This is a genomic window from Thermoanaerobacterium aotearoense, from assembly GCF_009905255.1.
Taxonomy (GTDB): Bacteria; Bacillota; Thermoanaerobacteria; order Thermoanaerobacterales; family Thermoanaerobacteraceae; genus Thermoanaerobacterium; species Thermoanaerobacterium aotearoense.
In genome coordinates this window covers 1,537,501-1,554,711 of the sequence record NZ_CP047602.1, presented here as the reverse complement: position 1 = coordinate 1,554,711, position 17,211 = coordinate 1,537,501, and the positions used below count along the sequence as shown (strand labels likewise).

At 34.6% G+C, this 17,211-nt stretch carries 17 protein-coding genes (1 of these 17 only partly in view); 15 read left to right on the top strand and 2 right to left on the bottom strand.

Translation table 11 applies throughout. The features are described 5' to 3' along the window. Positions 1–11: 11 nt before the first annotated feature. The 7 genes from GSH73_RS07835 to GSH73_RS07805 all read left to right on the top strand — a co-directional run bounded on the left by GSH73_RS07835 (position 12) and on the right by GSH73_RS07805 (position 8,391). On the top strand, positions 12–323 hold the full coding sequence (locus tag GSH73_RS07835) for a phasin family protein (protein ID WP_014758564.1): 312 nt from the start codon (positions 12–14) through the stop codon (positions 321–323). 65 nt (positions 324–388) lie between these two features. Then, positions 389–2,059 (top strand): 2-polyprenylphenol 6-hydroxylase, encoded by a 1,671-nt coding sequence (gene ubiB / locus GSH73_RS07830; RefSeq protein WP_014758565.1) that lies wholly within the window; start codon positions 389–391, stop codon positions 2,057–2,059. A 26-nt stretch (positions 2,060–2,085) separates the two neighbouring features. Continuing rightward, positions 2,086–4,539 carry a single-stranded-DNA-specific exonuclease RecJ gene (gene recJ, locus GSH73_RS07825; RefSeq protein WP_014758566.1) on the top strand — a complete coding sequence of 818 codons (2,454 nt, stop codon included), beginning with the start codon at positions 2,086–2,088 and terminating at the stop codon, positions 4,537–4,539. Then, a complete protein-coding gene (locus GSH73_RS07820; RefSeq protein ID WP_014758567.1) occupies positions 4,536–5,057 on the top strand; it encodes an adenine phosphoribosyltransferase in 522 nt (173 codons plus the stop codon). Before recJ ends, GSH73_RS07820 begins: the two co-directional genes overlap by 4 nt. Before the next feature lie 31 nt (positions 5,058–5,088). Then, positions 5,089–7,245: a RelA/SpoT family protein gene (locus GSH73_RS07815; protein ID WP_014758568.1), complete on the top strand. Its 2,157-nt coding sequence runs from the start codon at positions 5,089–5,091 to the stop codon at positions 7,243–7,245. A gap of 42 nt (positions 7,246–7,287) precedes the next feature. Beyond that, positions 7,288–7,737 carry a D-aminoacyl-tRNA deacylase gene (dtd, locus tag GSH73_RS07810; protein WP_014758569.1) on the top strand — a complete coding sequence of 150 codons (450 nt, stop codon included), beginning with the start codon at positions 7,288–7,290 and terminating at the stop codon, positions 7,735–7,737. 12 nt (positions 7,738–7,749) lie between these two features. Beyond that, the gene (locus tag GSH73_RS07805; RefSeq protein WP_014758570.1) at positions 7,750–8,391 is read left to right on the top strand and encodes an MBL fold metallo-hydrolase; all 642 of its coding nucleotides are present in this window, start codon (positions 7,750–7,752) and stop codon (positions 8,389–8,391) included. Here GSH73_RS07805 and GSH73_RS07800 read toward each other — a convergent pair. Beyond that, a complete protein-coding gene (locus GSH73_RS07800; RefSeq protein WP_014758571.1) occupies positions 8,386–9,363 on the bottom strand; it encodes an AIR synthase family protein in 978 nt (325 codons plus the stop codon). The two genes, GSH73_RS07805 and GSH73_RS07800, sit on opposite strands and share 6 nt — an antisense overlap. 126 nt (positions 9,364–9,489) lie before the next feature. On the opposite strand from GSH73_RS07800, the gene GSH73_RS07795 reads away from it, so the two are divergent. The 8 genes from GSH73_RS07795 to pyrE all read left to right on the top strand — a co-directional run bounded on the left by GSH73_RS07795 (position 9,490) and on the right by pyrE (position 16,105). Then, positions 9,490–9,732 carry a hypothetical protein gene (locus GSH73_RS07795; protein WP_014758572.1) on the top strand — a complete coding sequence of 81 codons (243 nt, stop codon included), beginning with the start codon at positions 9,490–9,492 and terminating at the stop codon, positions 9,730–9,732. Positions 9,733–9,925: 193 nt separating this feature from the next. Next, the gene (pyrR, locus tag GSH73_RS07790; RefSeq protein WP_014758573.1) at positions 9,926–10,459 is read left to right on the top strand and encodes a bifunctional pyr operon transcriptional regulator/uracil phosphoribosyltransferase PyrR; all 534 of its coding nucleotides are present in this window, start codon (positions 9,926–9,928) and stop codon (positions 10,457–10,459) included. A gap of 205 nt (positions 10,460–10,664) precedes the next feature. After that, positions 10,665–11,597 (top strand): aspartate carbamoyltransferase catalytic subunit, encoded by a 933-nt coding sequence (locus tag GSH73_RS07785; RefSeq protein ID WP_014758574.1) that lies wholly within the window; start codon positions 10,665–10,667, stop codon positions 11,595–11,597. Beyond that, positions 11,581–12,876, top strand: coding sequence for a dihydroorotase (locus tag GSH73_RS07780; protein ID WP_014758575.1), 1,296 nt, complete (start codon positions 11,581–11,583; stop codon positions 12,874–12,876). The genes GSH73_RS07785 and GSH73_RS07780 overlap by 17 nt, the downstream gene beginning before the upstream one ends. Before the next feature lie 55 nt (positions 12,877–12,931). Further along, positions 12,932–13,852 carry an orotidine-5'-phosphate decarboxylase gene (gene pyrF, locus GSH73_RS07775; protein WP_014758576.1) on the top strand — a complete coding sequence of 307 codons (921 nt, stop codon included), beginning with the start codon at positions 12,932–12,934 and terminating at the stop codon, positions 13,850–13,852. An 8-nt stretch (positions 13,853–13,860) separates the two neighbouring features. Continuing rightward, the gene (locus GSH73_RS07770) at positions 13,861–14,592 is read left to right on the top strand and encodes a dihydroorotate dehydrogenase electron transfer subunit (RefSeq protein WP_014758577.1); all 732 of its coding nucleotides are present in this window, start codon (positions 13,861–13,863) and stop codon (positions 14,590–14,592) included. Then, the gene (locus GSH73_RS07765) at positions 14,589–15,494 is read left to right on the top strand and encodes a dihydroorotate dehydrogenase (RefSeq protein ID WP_014758578.1); all 906 of its coding nucleotides are present in this window, start codon (positions 14,589–14,591) and stop codon (positions 15,492–15,494) included. Before GSH73_RS07770 ends, GSH73_RS07765 begins: the two co-directional genes overlap by 4 nt. A gap of 35 nt (positions 15,495–15,529) precedes the next feature. Further along, positions 15,530–16,105, top strand: a complete 576-nt coding sequence (pyrE, locus tag GSH73_RS07760; protein ID WP_014758579.1) for an orotate phosphoribosyltransferase — start codon at positions 15,530–15,532, stop codon at positions 16,103–16,105. Between the two features lie 24 nt (positions 16,106–16,129). On the opposite strand, the gene GSH73_RS07755 is transcribed toward pyrE, so the two are convergent. Continuing rightward, on the bottom strand, positions 16,130–17,211 hold the 3' portion of the coding sequence (locus tag GSH73_RS07755; RefSeq protein WP_014758580.1) for a class I SAM-dependent rRNA methyltransferase. 94 nt of this gene lie beyond the right edge of the window; the window shows 1,082 of its 1,176 coding nt (coding positions 95–1,176); its start codon lies off the right edge, out of view; its stop codon occupies positions 16,130–16,132.

Sequence of the window (17,211 nt, the reverse complement as noted above, 5' to 3'; positions counted from 1 at the left end):
GAGGTGATTACATGCTTAAGGAGATGTTTCTTGCAGGGCTTGGTGCTGTTTCACTGACGAAAGATAAGATAGAAGAGATCGCTCAAGAGCTTGTAAAGCGCGGCGAACTTACGGCAGAAGATAAAAATAACTTCATAAACAGTGCATTGAATTCTGTAAACAAACAGAAGCAGGTCATTAAAGAAAAGGCTTATGAGAACATTCAGCAATTGGCTAAGGAAGCGAATTTGGTGACGAGAGAAGAATACAATCTTTTGCTGGCGAGGATAGCCGAACTGGAAAGCAAGTTAGATCAGCTTATGCAAAACAATCAAAATATGTAAATTTCTTAATTAGTGGCATAATACTTTTAAGTATATTGCCGCTATATTTTTATTGAGGTGTTGAAATGAATCTGTTTAGTATTTTTTCAACGAGAAAGTATATAAAAAGGTATAGGGAGATACTAAAAATACTTACAAAAAACGGTTTTGGTTTTATCAGCGAAGTATTGTCAAAGAAAAAGAGCATACCGTTTGTTTACATACGGAAGAACGATTTGCCGATCGCTTTATCTGAAAGGATTCGAATCACTTTGGAGGAATTAGGGCCTACATTCGTCAAGATGGGACAGCTATTAAGCACAAGACCCGATTTGCTTCCACATGATGTTATTAATGAGTTATCAAAGCTTCAAGATGATGTTCCACCTGTAGAGTTTGATACAATGCGCCAAATCGTTGAAGATGAATTGGGAGATGAAATTTCTAATCTATTTTTGTCATTTGATAAAGAGCCGATAGCATCGGCATCTATTGGGCAAGTGTACAAAGCGGTTACGAGGGAAGGAAATGACGTTGTAGTCAAAGTCCAAAGGCCTGGTGTCTACGAGAAGATAACGGCGGATATTATCATATTAAAGACGATTGCAAAGATATTAAACGAGCGCCTTACTGATTCACCTGTTGATTTTTTGGATGTCGTCAATGAACTGTCAGAATCGCTTTTGAATGAATTAGATTACACATTAGAAGGAAACAATGCAGACAAGTTTAGAGAAAATTTTATTAATGAACCGTATGTCTATATACCAAAAATACATTGGGAATACACGACAAAAAAGGTTTTAACAATGGAGTACATTGACGGAATCAGCGTTAAAAACAAAGAGAAATTGCGCCATAGTGGCTTTGATTTAAAGAAAATTGCATACAACGGTGCTATGTCTATATTCATGCAGATATTCGTCTATGGATTCTTTCATGGTGACCCGCATCCAGGCAATATTCTAATAAGAAGGGATGGCAAGCTGTCATACATAGACTTTGGCATTGTAGGATATATAGACAGATCAAATCGCGAGATGATAGTAGAACTTTTTAAAGCTTTTGTTGACAATGATACAGATGAAGTTGTTTCGATTTTAACAGATATGGATGCTATAAGAGATGGAGTGAATATAAGACATTTGAAGTACGATCTTAGCGGAATCATAAGCTATTTTTACAACACTCCGCTTAAAAACATAAACATAAATGATTCTGCTAAAAAGATAACTGCAATCATCTACAAGTACAAATTGATCATGCCTGCAGAATTTACACTGTTGCTTAAGTCATTGGCTACCATCGAAGGAGTTGGCAAAGAATTAGATCCTGACTTCAGCATCTCTGACATTGCGAAAGACTTTGTAAAAAAGATATACATAAGCAATTTCAATTTTGCCAAAACGCTAAGTGAAAATGCGAAAGATCTTCACAAAATATACGTTCATCTAAAAAAGCTTCCATCAAAGCTTCAGGGTATAATTTCAAAGATATTAAAAGACAATGTAAGAGTAAAATTGGACATTGAAGAAACTGAAAAGATGAAGTACGACCTTAATTCAATGATAAACAAAATGATCATAAGCATTATAGCTGCGTCGCTTATAATAGGTTCATCACTTATAATGTCTTTAAACGGTGGGTATAAAATATATGGTTATAATGCGGTAGGATTGATTGGATATTTAATATCCTTCATATTATGTATGGCAATCGTCTATTACATACTTTTTATAGAGAAGAAGCGAAAATAATGTGTTTTGTGAGGTAACGGAATATTATGATCTACAACTGGGTATCTAAAAAAATCAAAGATGACAAATTGGTGCAGGAAATTGCAATCAAATTTAATTTAAAAACTTATGTTGCACAAACCATCGTCAATAGAGGATATGATGATTTGGAAAAAGTTTATGAATATTTAAACCCAACATTAAACGCGCTTAATAACCCTTACTTGTTAGAAGGAATAGAAAAAGCGGTTTCAATCATAAAATATCATGTCGGATTAAATAACAAAATAACAATATATGGTGATTACGATGTGGATGGCATAACCAGCACTTCAATTTTATATATGACATTAAAAAGGCTTGGTGCCAATGTAGATTTTTACATACCGGATCGCCTCTTAGAAGGTTATGGAATAAACATGGATGCTGTTAAAACATTGTGCGATTCTGGAACGAAGCTTATTATAACCGTCGATTGTGGGATAGCGTCATTAAAGGAAGTGCAGTATGCCAGAAACCTTGGACTTGATATTATTGTCACAGACCATCATCAGGTTCCGGATGTATTGCCGGAGGCTAATTGTATCGTAAATCCACACATTAAAGATTGTACATATCCATATATAGAATTAGCAGGAGTTGGAGTTACTTTTAAGCTTTGTTTGGCACTCTTAGGGGATGAAGCATTGGAATTTCTTGATATAGTTGCTTTAGGCACTGTGGCAGATATAGTGCCGCTTACTGGAGAGAATCGTGTGATCGTAAAAGAAGGATTAAAGATGATGAGACACACAAAAAACAAAGGATTAAGGGCTTTAATAAATTCTGTTGGCCTTAATGAAAAAGATATAGATACATACCATGTTGGGTTTATATTGGCCCCCAGGCTAAATGCTGCAGGAAGGTTGGAAAGTGCCGTATTGTGTGTGAATTTGTTGGTGACAGATAATCCTGTAGAAGCTGACAGAATAGCAGCCTATTTAAACAGCGAGAATGCGAAAAGGCAGGAAATCGAGAAAAAGATATTAGAAGAAGCTATCATGAAGGTTGAAAATGATGTGGACTTAGAAAAAGAAAAGGTCATTGTCCTTTATAGTGAAAATTGGCATCCTGGTGTAATTGGCATAGTTTCTTCAAGGATAACAGAAAGCTATCATAGACCGTCTATTTTAATAAGTCTCAGTGATGGTTTTGGTAAGGGTTCAGGAAGAAGCATAAAAGGATTTAATATATACGAGGCAATAAAATATGCTGGTGATTGTTTGATTAACTTTGGCGGACATGAAATGGCTGCAGGCTTGACTATAGATAGCAGTAAAATAGATGATTTTAAGCTTAAAATCAATGAATATGCCAAGACAAAATTAACTTCTTTTGATATGATGCCGATAATCGAGGTAGAAACTTCTATTGATGATGTACTGGATCTTGAAGGAGCAAATCAAATAAGTTTGTTAGAGCCTTTTGGCAGTGGAAATCCTATGCCAATGTATGTTATTAAAAATTTGGTTGCAAAACAAATCTTCCTCTTTGGAGATAACAAACACGTTCGAATAATGGCTGAGAAAAATGACGCGATGTACAACATCGTTTTATTCAATAGGGCTTGCGAATTTGATAAGATTAGCGCAGGAGCGGTTTTAGACATTGCAGGTTTTGCCAAGATAAATGAATGGAATGGAGAGAAGAAGCTTGAGATAATAGCTAAAGATGTTTTAGTGAAAGAGAAAAATGTATTATTTTTCAGAAATTTATACAATACTTTAATAGGTTTTAATGATGATTTCCGAGGATTAGAAAGCTATAATTTTATTGATGCGCGAAATATCGATGATAAAAGATCTTATGTTTTAAAATTGTTTAAAAATGATGATAGCACAGCAGTCATAATAAATACTCGATACCACATAAAAGAGATTATTAATTATCTTAATGCTTGCAACTATTATAATTTTAAGTTAAGCAATAAAATTGTCGATGCAAAAAATGCAGTTTTATGGTGCGTTAATGCTGATGAAATTATGCAGTTGCTTTCAAAATATAAAAATATAGTTTTCTACGATATACCATTTGATTCAAAAATGTTTTATAATATATTAGCAAACAACAGAGGAAGTGTTGTACACCTTTTATTTGGAAAGAAAGACTTAAAAAGCAGTTTAAATGATATCTGCAATATTGTGCCGAGAAGGAGTGATTTTGCTAAAGTATTTTTAAGCATAAAAGAAAATTCAGATACGTTGTTATTGAGAGATCAAATCTACGATTATTTTAATTTGAATTCTATAAAGTCAATGATATGTTTAAAAATTCTTAAAGACAATGGATTGATAAATATAGAAGAAAGTGATAATATTTTTGTGTTAAGGAGAAATAGCGTCGATTCAAAAGTGGATATTAAAGATCATCAGTTATTAAAGAAGCTGTACATGGCGGAAAAAAGTTTTATAAAATTTGCTTTTCAAATATTGAAAAAGAATGTTAAGGAGGAAACAGCATGACATTAGAAGATGTTAAATCACTGATAAGGGAGATACCGGATTTTCCGAAGGAAGGAATTGGTTTTAAAGACATAACACCTGTTTTAAAGGATAAAGATGCGTTTGTGTTCTCAATAGATATGTTAGCTGATGCCATAAAAGACAGGAATGCTGATTTGATTGCAGGTCCAGAGGCCAGAGGTTTTTTGTTTGGAGCACCACTGGCATATAAAACGGGATTAGGATTTGTGCCTGTAAGGAAACCGGGGAAACTACCTGCTGAAACTGTCAATTACCAATATGAACTTGAGTATGGTATGGATTCTTTGGAGATACACAAAGATGCTATTAATAAAGGACAAAGAGTCATTATCGTCGATGATTTATTGGCAACTGGTGGCACAATATATGCCGCAGCGAAGTTGATTGAAGAATTAGGCGGTATCGTTGATTGTATATTATTTTTGACAGAATTGACTTTTTTAAATGGACGCAAAAAGTTAGAAGGCTATGATGTCATTTCATTGATAAAGTTTTAAAATGTCGGTTTTAAAAAGGTGATCATTAATAATGATTGAAAAAATTATTGAGAGGGTCAAGAAATACGATCAGTCTGAAAATGATATTAATTTAATATTAAAAGCTTATGATTATGCGGTAAAAGCTCATAAAGGCCAATACAGAAATTCCGGAGAACCGTATATTGTCCATCCTGTAGAAGTTGCGATGATACTTGCTGATCTGGAACTTGATGTATCTACTATTGCCAGTGGACTCCTTCATGATGTAATAGAAGATACATCTATTACTTATGAAGACATAAAAAATGAATTTGGTCAAGAAATTGCTGATTTAGTAGATGGTGTGACAAAGCTTGGAATGATAGAGTACAAGTCGAAAGTAGAGCAGCAAGCTGAAAATATGCGCAAAATGCTTATTGCTATGGCTAAAGACATACGAGTCATAATGATAAAGCTTGCCGATCGCCTTCACAATATGCGTACTCTTAAATTTTTAAGCGAAGAGAAACAAAAAGAGAAAGCGCAAGAAACACTGGAAATTTACGCTCCTATTGCGCATAGGTTAGGTATGTCAATGATAAAATGGGAGTTGGAGGATTTATCATTGAGATACCTTCATCCTGATGAATATTATAGCCTCGTTGAAAAGGTTGCAAAGAAAAGGAAAGAGAGAGAAGAATCCATAAAGGAACTTATCGAAAAATTGAAGGAAAAATTGAATGAAATAGGAATAAAAGCCGATGTTGATGGAAGGCCTAAGCATTTTTACAGTATTTATAAAAAAATGAAGCAGCAAAACAAGACTTTTGAGCAGATTTACGATTTAATGGCTGTCAGAGTAATTGTCAATACTGTGAAAGATTGTTATGGCACATTAGGCGTTGTCCACACTTTGTGGAAACCAATGCCTGGCAGATTTAAAGATTATATTGCTATGCCGAAGCCAAATATGTACCAGTCTCTTCACACTACTGTAATTGGACCGAAAGGCGAACCTTTTGAAATACAAATTCGAACTTGGGATATGCACAGAACAGCAGAATACGGAATCGCAGCTCACTGGAAATATAAAGAAGGCAAATCTTACGAAGATGAGTTTGACGCTAAGCTTTCATGGCTGCGACAACTTTTGGAGTGGCAAAGAGAGCTAAAAGACGCTAAAGAATTCATGGAGACCTTAAAAATAGATTTGTTTACAGATGAAGTTTACGTTTTTACTCCTAAAGGCGATGTCATAAGTCTTCCAGCAGGTTCTACACCTATTGATTTTGCGTATAGCATTCATACTGAAATAGGCCACAGATTAAACGGTGCTAAAGTAAATGGAAAGATCGTTCCGATAGATTATGAGCTTAAAAATGGTGATATAGTTGAGATTCTTACAACGACAAATGCTGACAGGGGACCCAGTAGAGATTGGCTTCAGATTGTAAAAAGTTCACAAGCAAAAAATAAAATACGGCAATGGTTTAAAAAAGAAAAAAGAGAAGAAAATATCGAACGAGGACAAGAGATTTTTTACAGAGAGTTAAAAAGACAAGGGATACAGCAATCCCAATTAAAAAGCGATATAATGGAGTCTGTATTAAAAAAGCTAAACATGCATTCTGAAGAAGATTTGTATGCGGCGATTGGTTTTGGTGGACTTGCTTTAAATCAGATAATACCCCGCATAAAGGAAGAATTAAAGCAAATAGAAAGTGAGTCTAAAAGGCATATTCCTACTGTATTGGAAGCAAAGAAAAAGCAAAAGATTGGTGGAATGGGCGTCGTTGTAAAAGGCGAAGATAATGTCATGGTTAGATTTTCAAAATGCTGTTCTCCTGTTCCTGGCGATGAAATAGTAGGTTATGTCACAAAAGGCCGTGGAGTTTCAATACACAGAAAAGATTGTCCGAATATAAAGGATTATGTTTACGATAAAAACAGAATTATAGAAGTAGAATGGGATCAAGGCAAAAATATTGCGTATCAAGCAGATATTCAAATTATGGCTGTTGACAGGTACGGGCTTTTAACAGATGTAACCAGCATATTGGCTGATATAAAAATCTCTGTAAGAGCTGTAAATGCGAGAACAACAAAGGACAATATTGCAATAATCAATTTGACTTTAGAGATTACATCGAAAGAGCAGCTTGAAAAAATTATGAATAAGTTGAAAGCTCTTGATGGTGTGACGGATGTATACAGAATAAGTGCATAAAATTTACGCGTGACAAAAATGCAGCATTGGAGGTATTAAAACATGAGAGCTGTTGTTCAAAGAGCTTTGCAAGGAAATGTCACAGTTGAAGACAATATAGTAGGAGAAATTGGCAAAGGACTTGTAGTATTGGTAGGTATTTCAAATGATGATGATTTAGAAGATGTAGAATATATATCCGATAAGATCGCCAACTTAAGGATTTTTGATGACGAAGAAGGTAAGATGAACCTTTCTATAATTGATGTTGGTGGGGAAATTTTATTAGTGTCGCAATTTACACTTCTCGGGGATGTGAGAAAAGGGCGAAGACCTAATTATATGAATGCTGCCAAATCAGAAAAAGCATTGTACCTTTTTGATATGTTGTGCAATAAATTAAGTGAAACGGGACTTCCTGTTAAAACGGGAAAATTTGGAGCTATGATGCAGGTTTCTTTGATAAACGATGGACCAGTAACGATACTTTTAGATTCAAAAAAGGTCTTTTAAGGTGAGTGCAGTATGAGAAACGATTTAGATATTAAAAAATTTTCATTAGGGCGTTTACAAGCTAACTGTTATATAGTATCTGCAAAGGGTAGTCATGAATGTGTAATGATAGATCCTGGCGATTTTGCATTTGAAATAGAAAGTTATTTGGTAGATAATGATTTTAGCTTGAAATATATATTGATAACTCATGGGCATTTTGATCATATTGGAGGCGTTGATTATTTTAGAGACAAATTTGGGGCAAAAGTTTGCGTTTCTATCGATGATGCAGCAATGCTGACAAACCCAGCGATGAATTTGTCTGAGTTTGGCTTTGAAAAAATAATATCAAAAGATGCTGATATTTTGCTAATGGATGGTGATAATTTATCATTTGGAGGAGACATTATTATAACAACCATTTATACCCCGGGACATACGCCTGGTGGAGTATGTTATAAAATCGAAGATGTCTGCTTTACGGGAGATACGCTTTTTAAAGAATCTATAGGCCGAACGGATTTACCAGGTGGCGATTTCAATGAAATCATAAATTCAATTAAAAATAAATTGTTTATGCTGCCTGATACGACTTTAGTTTTTCCGGGGCATGGCGATATGACCACAATTAAGGATGAAAAGCTTAGAAACCCGTTTGTACGGCTCTTATGAAATTTTATATATTTCATCAGAAGCTGGCGAATTTATTTCTATTTTTTTGTTGCCATCTATAAGATATTTTCCGTATTTTGTAATTTTACCGACTATTGTCGCATCGATATTTTGCTTTTTCAATTCATCTACTATTTTTTTGCCGTTTGATGATGTAATAATCATTGAGCCGCTTGAGATAAGTTTAAATGGATCTAAGTTAAAATAATCGCAGATAATCTTAGTTTCATTTCTTACAGGAATTAAATCGCTGAAAATTTCAATTCCTACATTTGATGCTTCTGCGATTTCAAAGGCTGCACCGAGTATTCCGCCCTCCGTTATGTCATGCATACAATTTGCACCACACTCGGCCGCAATTAATCCCTCTTTTACTACGCTTAAATCTTTAATAAAGTTTTTCGCTCTATTTAAAACAGATTCAGAAATATGATTTGATAGCTTTCCATAGTAATCGTTGGCGATTATTAAGGTTCCTTCAATACCTACTGATTTGGTGACTATTACGTCATCATTTAATTTAGCACCGCTTGTCTTAATGAATTTGTCTTTGCTGCATATACCGATGGCAGTAGTCGATATTACTGGTTTGTTTACAGAAGATGTAACTTCGCTATGGCCGCCAAGAACCTCAATGTTAAGCTCTTTGGCTCCTCTATCTATTTCCTGCATGATTTTGTACAATGATTTTTCATCAGAATCTATTGGTAGCAAAATGGTTTCAAGTACGCCTATAGGTTTTGCACCGCATGATGCAATGTCATTGCAGGAAATGATTACAGATAAATATCCGCTTAAGTTATTTGAGGCTGTTATGGGATCTGTAGACAAGACAGCCGCATACTGGCCAAATTCAATAATGCTGCAATCTTCTCCTATACCTGCATGTACAACTACTTCGTCTCTCTTTACGCCTAAGTTCGTGTATACGAGTTTTGATAAAATGTCTGTTGGCACTTTTCCTTCTTTCATAGTAAGCACATCCTTTGAAAATTTTTGTATATATCTATATTAGCATAAATAATTTTTATGTTCTACATAAATGCAGTGTGGTAAAATATAAATACATGGAACATGATTTTATTAGGAGGCGGACATATGGGGAATAACAGTAATTTTAAAAAGATAGCCACGTTAGAAAGTGAGATAGAAGCAGGCCTTTTAGACAGTATACTTACTGATCGAAATATTCCTCATGCTATATGTTCATACAATGACTTGGTCTATGATGGCATATATCAAATGGTTAAAGGCTGGGGTTATGTCAGCTCTACAGATTTTTATAGTCAAGAAATTTTAGATATATTAAACGATATACGTAAGTTTTCAAATGATGACTGATTTGCTTTTTCAATTGATTTTAATTTATACATGAGTAATTTTTAAAAACCTATAGACAAACATAAAATATTGTGGTATCATATTTTAAAAGAAAGATTGAGCATCCTTTAACTGGTCCTGTGAGGCTGGCAAGGAGTTGAAATAGGTGATGACTTCTTGCTTTGTCGAGAAGTTTTTTGTGGAGGTATAAGATTTGAATTATAAAGCTGAGATAATGGACGAAAAGGCAATTGATAGAGCTTTAATTCGAATTTCACATGAGATTGTAGAAAAGAATAAAGGCATTGAAGATATTGTATTGGTTGGCATTATGCGCAGGGGTGTGCCTCTTGCAAATAGACTTGCCAAGTACATTGAACGCATTGAAGGCATAAGGCCTCCTATAGGTTCACTGGATATTACTTTATATAGAGATGATTTAACTACGAAGTTAGAGCAGCCAATTGTAAAAAAAAGGGATATAGGAGTAAATGTCGTCGGGAAAATTGTTGTTTTGGTGGATGATGTAATATATACAGGAAGAACTGTAAGGGCTGCTATGGATGCTGTTATAGATTTAGGGAGACCTAAGTCGATACAGTTGGCAGAACTCATTGATAGAGGGCATAGGGAACTTCCTATACGTCCTGATTATGTAGGGAAAAATGTGCCTACATCGAAAAGCGAAATTGTAAGTGTCATGCTTGAGGAAATTGATAATGTAAATAAAGTCGTAATAATAGAATAACAACCTTTAAATTAGTCCAGCGAGACTGATAAGGGAGAATTGCGGTTCTCCCACTTTAAGAAAGAAGGGAGATTTTTTATGGTTATTTTAGAATTCATAAGATTCAAAAAATATTCAAAAATCTTATATTTAAGAGCAGAGCCATTTTAAAATGTAAAAATGGTTGCTGCTCTATTTTTTAATAAAAAAGAAAGGATGGTTAAAAATGATAGGAAAAGATGTGTTAGGCATAAGGGAAATGTCAAAAGAAGATCTTTTAGAAATACTGGATACGGCAGGAGAAATGAAGAAAATCTTAGTTGGTAATAAAGATTCTGATATTTTGAGAGGAAAGACAGTCGTTACGATATTTTTTGAGCCAAGCACAAGGACAAGATTGTCATTTGAAATGGCGGCAAAATACCTTGGAGCGCATTTTGGAAACATAGAGACCAAAACAAGCAGCGTCGTAAAAGGTGAATCACTTATTGATACAGTAAGAACGATAGAAAAAATGAAAGCAGATGTAATTGTAGTGCGTCACAATATGTCTGGTGCTCCACATCTTATGGCAAAATATCTCGATGCATCAGTAATAAATGCAGGTGATGGTCTTAACGAACATCCTACACAGGCTTTGTTGGATTTAATGACAATAAGAGAAAAGAAAGGATTCTTTGACGGCTTAAAAGTAGTAATAGTTGGAGATATAGTCCATTCAAGAGTCGCAAGGTCTAATATATGGGGGTTGCAAAAATTAGGTGCTGAAGTTAGATTGGTGGGTCCTGCTACATTATTGCCAAAGACTTTTGAAAAGCTTGGAGCAAAAGTCTATTATGACATAGACAAAGCTGTTGATGGAGTTGATGTAGTCATGGGACTTAGAATTCAATTAGAAAGGCAGAAAAATGGCTTGTTTCCATCAAAAGATGAATTCTCAAAGTACTTTGGTATAACAGAAGAAAGAATGGGACTTGCAAAAAAAGATGCAATACTAATGCATCCTGGACCTATCAATAGAAATGTGGAACTTACATCAAAAGCAGCTAATGCCACATATTCAGTTATTGAGGAACAGGTTACAAATGGCGTAGCTGTAAGAATGGCATTATTAAAAATATTATGTGAAAGGAGAAAATCAAATGAAATTAGTTATTAAAGATGGGATAGTAATAGATGGAGAAAGATTTAATGAAAAAGCAGATATCTTAATAGAGAATGGGAAGATAAAAGGGATAGAAAAAAGAATATCACTGAATGATGCAATTTCAATTGATGCAAAAGGGAAACATGTATTTCCAGGATTTATTGATATGCACACACATTTGAGGCAGCCTGGCTTTGAAGAAAAAGAAACGATAAAAACAGGTACACATGCTGCTGTTGCTGGTGGGTATACAACTGTTGCATGTATGCCAAATACAAATCCTGTCATAGATAATGAAATTGTCGTGGAATATATAAAAAGTATTGCTGAAAAAGAAGGGTATTGTAAAGTAATTCCGATAGGTGCTATGACTAAAGGCATGCTGGGCGAGGAGATTTCAGAGATGGCGAAATTGAAAGATGTGGGAATAGTGGCTTTATCTGATGATGGATTCCCAATAATGAATTCAGGGCTCATGAAAAGAATAATGACTTATGGAAATATGTACGGTTTGCTTATGATAACTCACTGCGAAGATAAGATGTTAAGTGGTGAAGGTGTGATGAATAACGGGATAATTTCAACAAAAATTGGTTTACGGGGAATACCACATGAAGCGGAAGAGGTAATGTTGGCGCGAAATATTATATTGGCGAAATCTACTGGAGCAAAACTTCATGTAGCACATGTATCAACAAAGGATAGTGTTGAATTGATAAGAAGAGCTAAGGCGGACGGAGTAGATATAACGGCAGAAGTAACACCACACAATCTATGCCTTACTGAAGATATGGTTGATGGCTTTGACACGAATACAAAGGCTTATCCTCCATTAAGGACAAAAGAGGATGTAGATGCTCTTATAGAGGGATTAAAAGATGGCACCATAGATGTTATTGCAACAGATCATGCTCCACATACGAAAGATGATAAAAAAGTTCCTTATGAGATAGCGGCTTTTGGGATATCAGGAATCGAAATCGCCTTTTCTGTAGTGTATACGTACCTTGTTAAAAATGGATTGATTGCGATAGACGATTTGGTAAAACGCATGTCAATAGTACCTTCGAAACTATTAAAATTAACCCATGGCTTTAAGATAGGGAATGATGCAGATATGACAATAGTAGATTTAGGCAAAGAATATACAGTCGATGTAGACAATTTTAAATCAAAAGGCAAAAATTCACCATTTAATGGACAAAAATTGTACGGAGTGGTGGAATATACGATTGTAAATGGAGAAATAAAATTTAAAAATGATGGCAATTATCGAGTAAGTAATGTATAATATATATAGAATAATTATACATTGATATGAATAAATATTTATAAGAGGTGTTAATATGTTTTCGGATAATTTGATACATGCAATAAAATTCAAAAATAATCCCACGGTTGTCGGTTTGGATCCAAGAATTGAAAGCATTCCAGAATTCATAAAGAAAGCGGCCTTTAATAAGTACGGGAACAATACAAAAGGAATATCTGAAGCGATGTATAATTTTAATAAAGGCATTATTGATGCTGTATTTGATGTAGTACCAGCGGTAAAGATTCAAATTGCCTTTTACGAAGTTTATGGAGCAGATGGAATAGAAGCTTTTTATAAAACTGCTGAATATGCCAAAGAAAAAGGGCTTATAGTTATAGCAGATGTAAAAAGAGGTGATATAGCAGACGTAGCAGAGATGTATTCGAAAGCATATTTGCAGAATCCATCTATTGACGCAATTACAATCAATCCATACATGGGAGAAGATACCATGACACCATATATACATGACGTAATAGAATACGATAAAGGACTGTTTATTCTTGTGAAAACTTCCAATGTTGGTTCTGGTACAATTCAAAATTTAAAAACTATGAATGGCACTGTGTATGAAAATGTGGCATACATGGTTGATAAGATTTCAAAACTGGCCAAAGGCAGTTTAGGATATAGTTCTATAGGTGCAGTTGTTGGAGCTACGTATAAAGAGGAGGCCAAAATACTGAGAAAAATAATGCCATCTGCTATCTTTTTGGTGCCTGGATATGGAGCACAGGGTGCTACTGCAGAAGACGTCATTAATTGTTTTGACGAAAACAACTTAGGTGCTATAGTTAACTCATCGAGAAAAGTTATCTTTGCTTATAAAAGTCAATACTGGAAAGATGTTTATTCTGAATATGAGTATGCTCAAGCTGCACGTGCTGAAGTTCTTCTGATGATGGGGATGATTAATAATGCGTTTTTAAAAAGAAGATATGTTGCGTGTTGAGGTGAAATATGAGATACGTTGTTAGAGAAAATAGAGAAATTAGCAATGGAATATACAGACTTAGATTAGAATTTGATGGGATTCCTACGCCAGGGCAATTTATCATGATAAATTGCGGTGGCAATACATTATTAAAGAGGCCATTTAGCATATGCGATCATGATGCAGATGAAATCACAATTGTTTATCGGATAAAAGGAAAAGGCACTTATAATCTTTCGAAGGTTAAAGCTTTAGATACATTAGAGGTAACTGGTCCTCATGGTCATGGATTTGATATGTTTGATAAATTCAACAATATTCTCATCGTTGGTGGTGGCATAGGGATACCACCACTACTATTTCTTTCAAAAAAATTGAAATCGAAAAATCTAAAGATTGCTCTTGGTTTTAAAAGCGATGTATTTCTTGTGGATGAATTTAAAAAATATGGTGATGTCGTTATTGCGACTGAAGATGGGAATACCGGTATTAAAGGGTATGTTACCGATGCAATGAAAGATGAAATAAAGGATATTGATATGATTTATGGATGTGGCCCAATGCAAATGCTTAAATCTGTAAAAGACATGGCTGAAAAGTACGATGTGCCTTGTCAAATCTCTATTGAAGAACATATGGGTTGTGGAATTGGTGCGTGTATGGTATGTGCCTGTAAAACAAAAACTGATTCTGGATTTCAATATAAAAAAGTCTGTAAGGATGGTCCTGTATTTTGGTCAAGGGAGGTAGTATTTTGAATCTGAAAGTCAATATAGGAAACCTTGAACTTAAAAATCCAGTTCTTGTGGCATCTGGCACATTTGGCTTTGGGAGAGAGTATTCACATTATATCGATTTAGATGATTTAGGAGGAATAATGGTAAAGGGGCTTACATTGTATCCAAAAGAAGGAAATCCTCCACCGCGTATATACGAAACGCCATCAGGAATTTTAAATAGCGTTGGGCTGCAAAATCCAGGTGTCGATGCATTCATAAAAGATGAATTGCCATTTTTAAATAGGTTTAATACTAAAGTGATCGCAAATATAGCAGGAGAGACAATAGAAGAATTTGTATCATTAGCCCAAAAACTTAATATAGACGGTGTAGATGCATTAGAGATCAATGTTTCATGCCCAAATGTAAAAGAAGGAGGGATGTCGTTTGGAGTAGATCCCAACAGTGTATATGCGATAACTAAAAAAGTAAAACAAGCATCAAACAAAACAGTAATTGTAAAATTGACTCCAAATGTAACTGACATAAAGATTTATGCTAAAGCAGCAGAAGATGGTGGTGCTGATGCAATTTCTCTTATAAATACAGTTACTGGAATGGCTATAGACATAAACACAAGGCGACCTGTTTTCAAGAATGTGTTTGCTGGTTTATCAGGACCAGCTATAAAACCTATAGCGCTTAAAAATGTGTATGAAGCTAAAAGAGCTGTATCAATACCTGTGATAGGGATGGGAGGAATTTCATCTGCAGAAGATGCTTTAGAATTTATGATAGCAGGGGCCACTGCTGTAGCCGTTGGAACTTATAATTTTATCAATCCCGCCGGTTCAATAGACATTTTAGAAGGCATAAAAAAGTATATGTTAAGAAATAGCATATTTGATGTAAATCAATTGATGAATTCTATTAACGTATAATTATTATGGTAAACTAAAAGGAAAGGAAAATCAAAATGGATAAAGAAAAGGTACTTGAAATATTAAGTGATTTAAAAGTATTGAATAAAGGACATTTTCTACTGACTTCCGGTAGGCACAGCGACACATATCTCCAATGCGCCAAGATTTTTCAGTATCCTAATTACAGTGAATTATTTTCAAAAGAAATAGCAAGTAAATTTATTAAAGAAAAAATAGATGTAGTAATTGGGCCTGCCATTGGTGGTATTATATTTGCGTATGAAGTTGCGAGGCAATTGGGTACAAAAGCCATCTTTGCTGAAAGAGAAGACGGGGTAATGAAATTAAGAAGAGGATTTGAGGTAAACGAGGGAGATAGCGTCCTTGTAGTGGAAGATGTTGTCACAACAGGGGGCTCTGTAAAAGAAGTCATTGACCTAGTAAAAAGTTATAATGCAAATATTGTCGGTGTTGCAAGCATCGTCGATAGGAGCAATGGGAAAGTCAATTTTGGAGTAAAATTTGAATCTATAATATCAATTGATGTAGTGTCGTATGAAAGCGAAAAATGTCCACTATGTGAAAAGGGATTGCCTATATACAAACCTGGAAGCAGAAAATTTAAATAAGAAGCGAAAAGCTTCTTATTTAAACTAAAACACTTGCAATATTAGACACTTTAGATATTCAGTTTCACTGGACGCCAACAGTATAGGATGATCTTTTGATTGTGTTCTTTTTTCTATTAGCCTTGTATTCTTACGTGTGTCGTGTGCAGCTTCTTTAATTATGTTTAGAAACGCATCTGGACTTATGTGCTGTGAGCAAGAACAAGTAATGAGGAACCCACCCTTTTTCAAGATCTTCATTGCTCTTAAATTTATTTCTTTATATCCTCTTATGGCATCTTTTACTGTCTCTCTGTTTTTAGTAAATGCAGGTGGGTCAAGTATTATTACGTCAAATTGTTTATTTTCCTCATCGTATTTTTTTAACAGGTCAAATGCATTTTCACACGTAAAGTGGCACCTATCCAAGTATCCGTTTAGAGCTACGTTCTTTTTTGCCATGTCTAATGCTGATTCTGATATATCTACAGTTTCGACGCTTTTAGCACCGTAATGTAATGCATGTACTGAAAAAGAGCCAGTGTGGCTAAAACAATCTAATACATCAGCATCTTTTACATATTTTTTTATTGCTGCTCTATTTTCTTTTTGGTCTAAAAAATAACCGGTTTTTTGACCGTTCTCTATGTCAACCCAAAACTTAACACCATTTTCTTCAAATTGTTGAATTGTATCGAAATTGCCATATAAAAACCCTTTCGTTTCAGGCAATCCTTCCAGCATTCGCACAGATACATCATTTCTCTCATATATGCCTTTAGGTTTTAATAATTCAAGAAGTATATTTACTATTAAAGTTTTGTACTTTTCCATTCCAAGCGAAAGTGTTTGAACAACTAAATAATCGCCGAATTTGTCAACAATAAGAGCTGGCAAAAAATCAGCTTCTCCAAAAATTACCCTGCACGAATTCAAATTATCCATAATCCTTTTCCTGTATTCCCATGCTCTTAAAATTCTTTTTTTAAAAAAATCCTCATTTATTAACTCATCTTTTTCGTATGTGAGAAGCCTTACAGTTATCATGGATTTAAGATTTATGTATCCTCGCCCGATGAAGTTTTTCTTATGATCATATACATCAACGATTCCCCCAGGCTCATAAT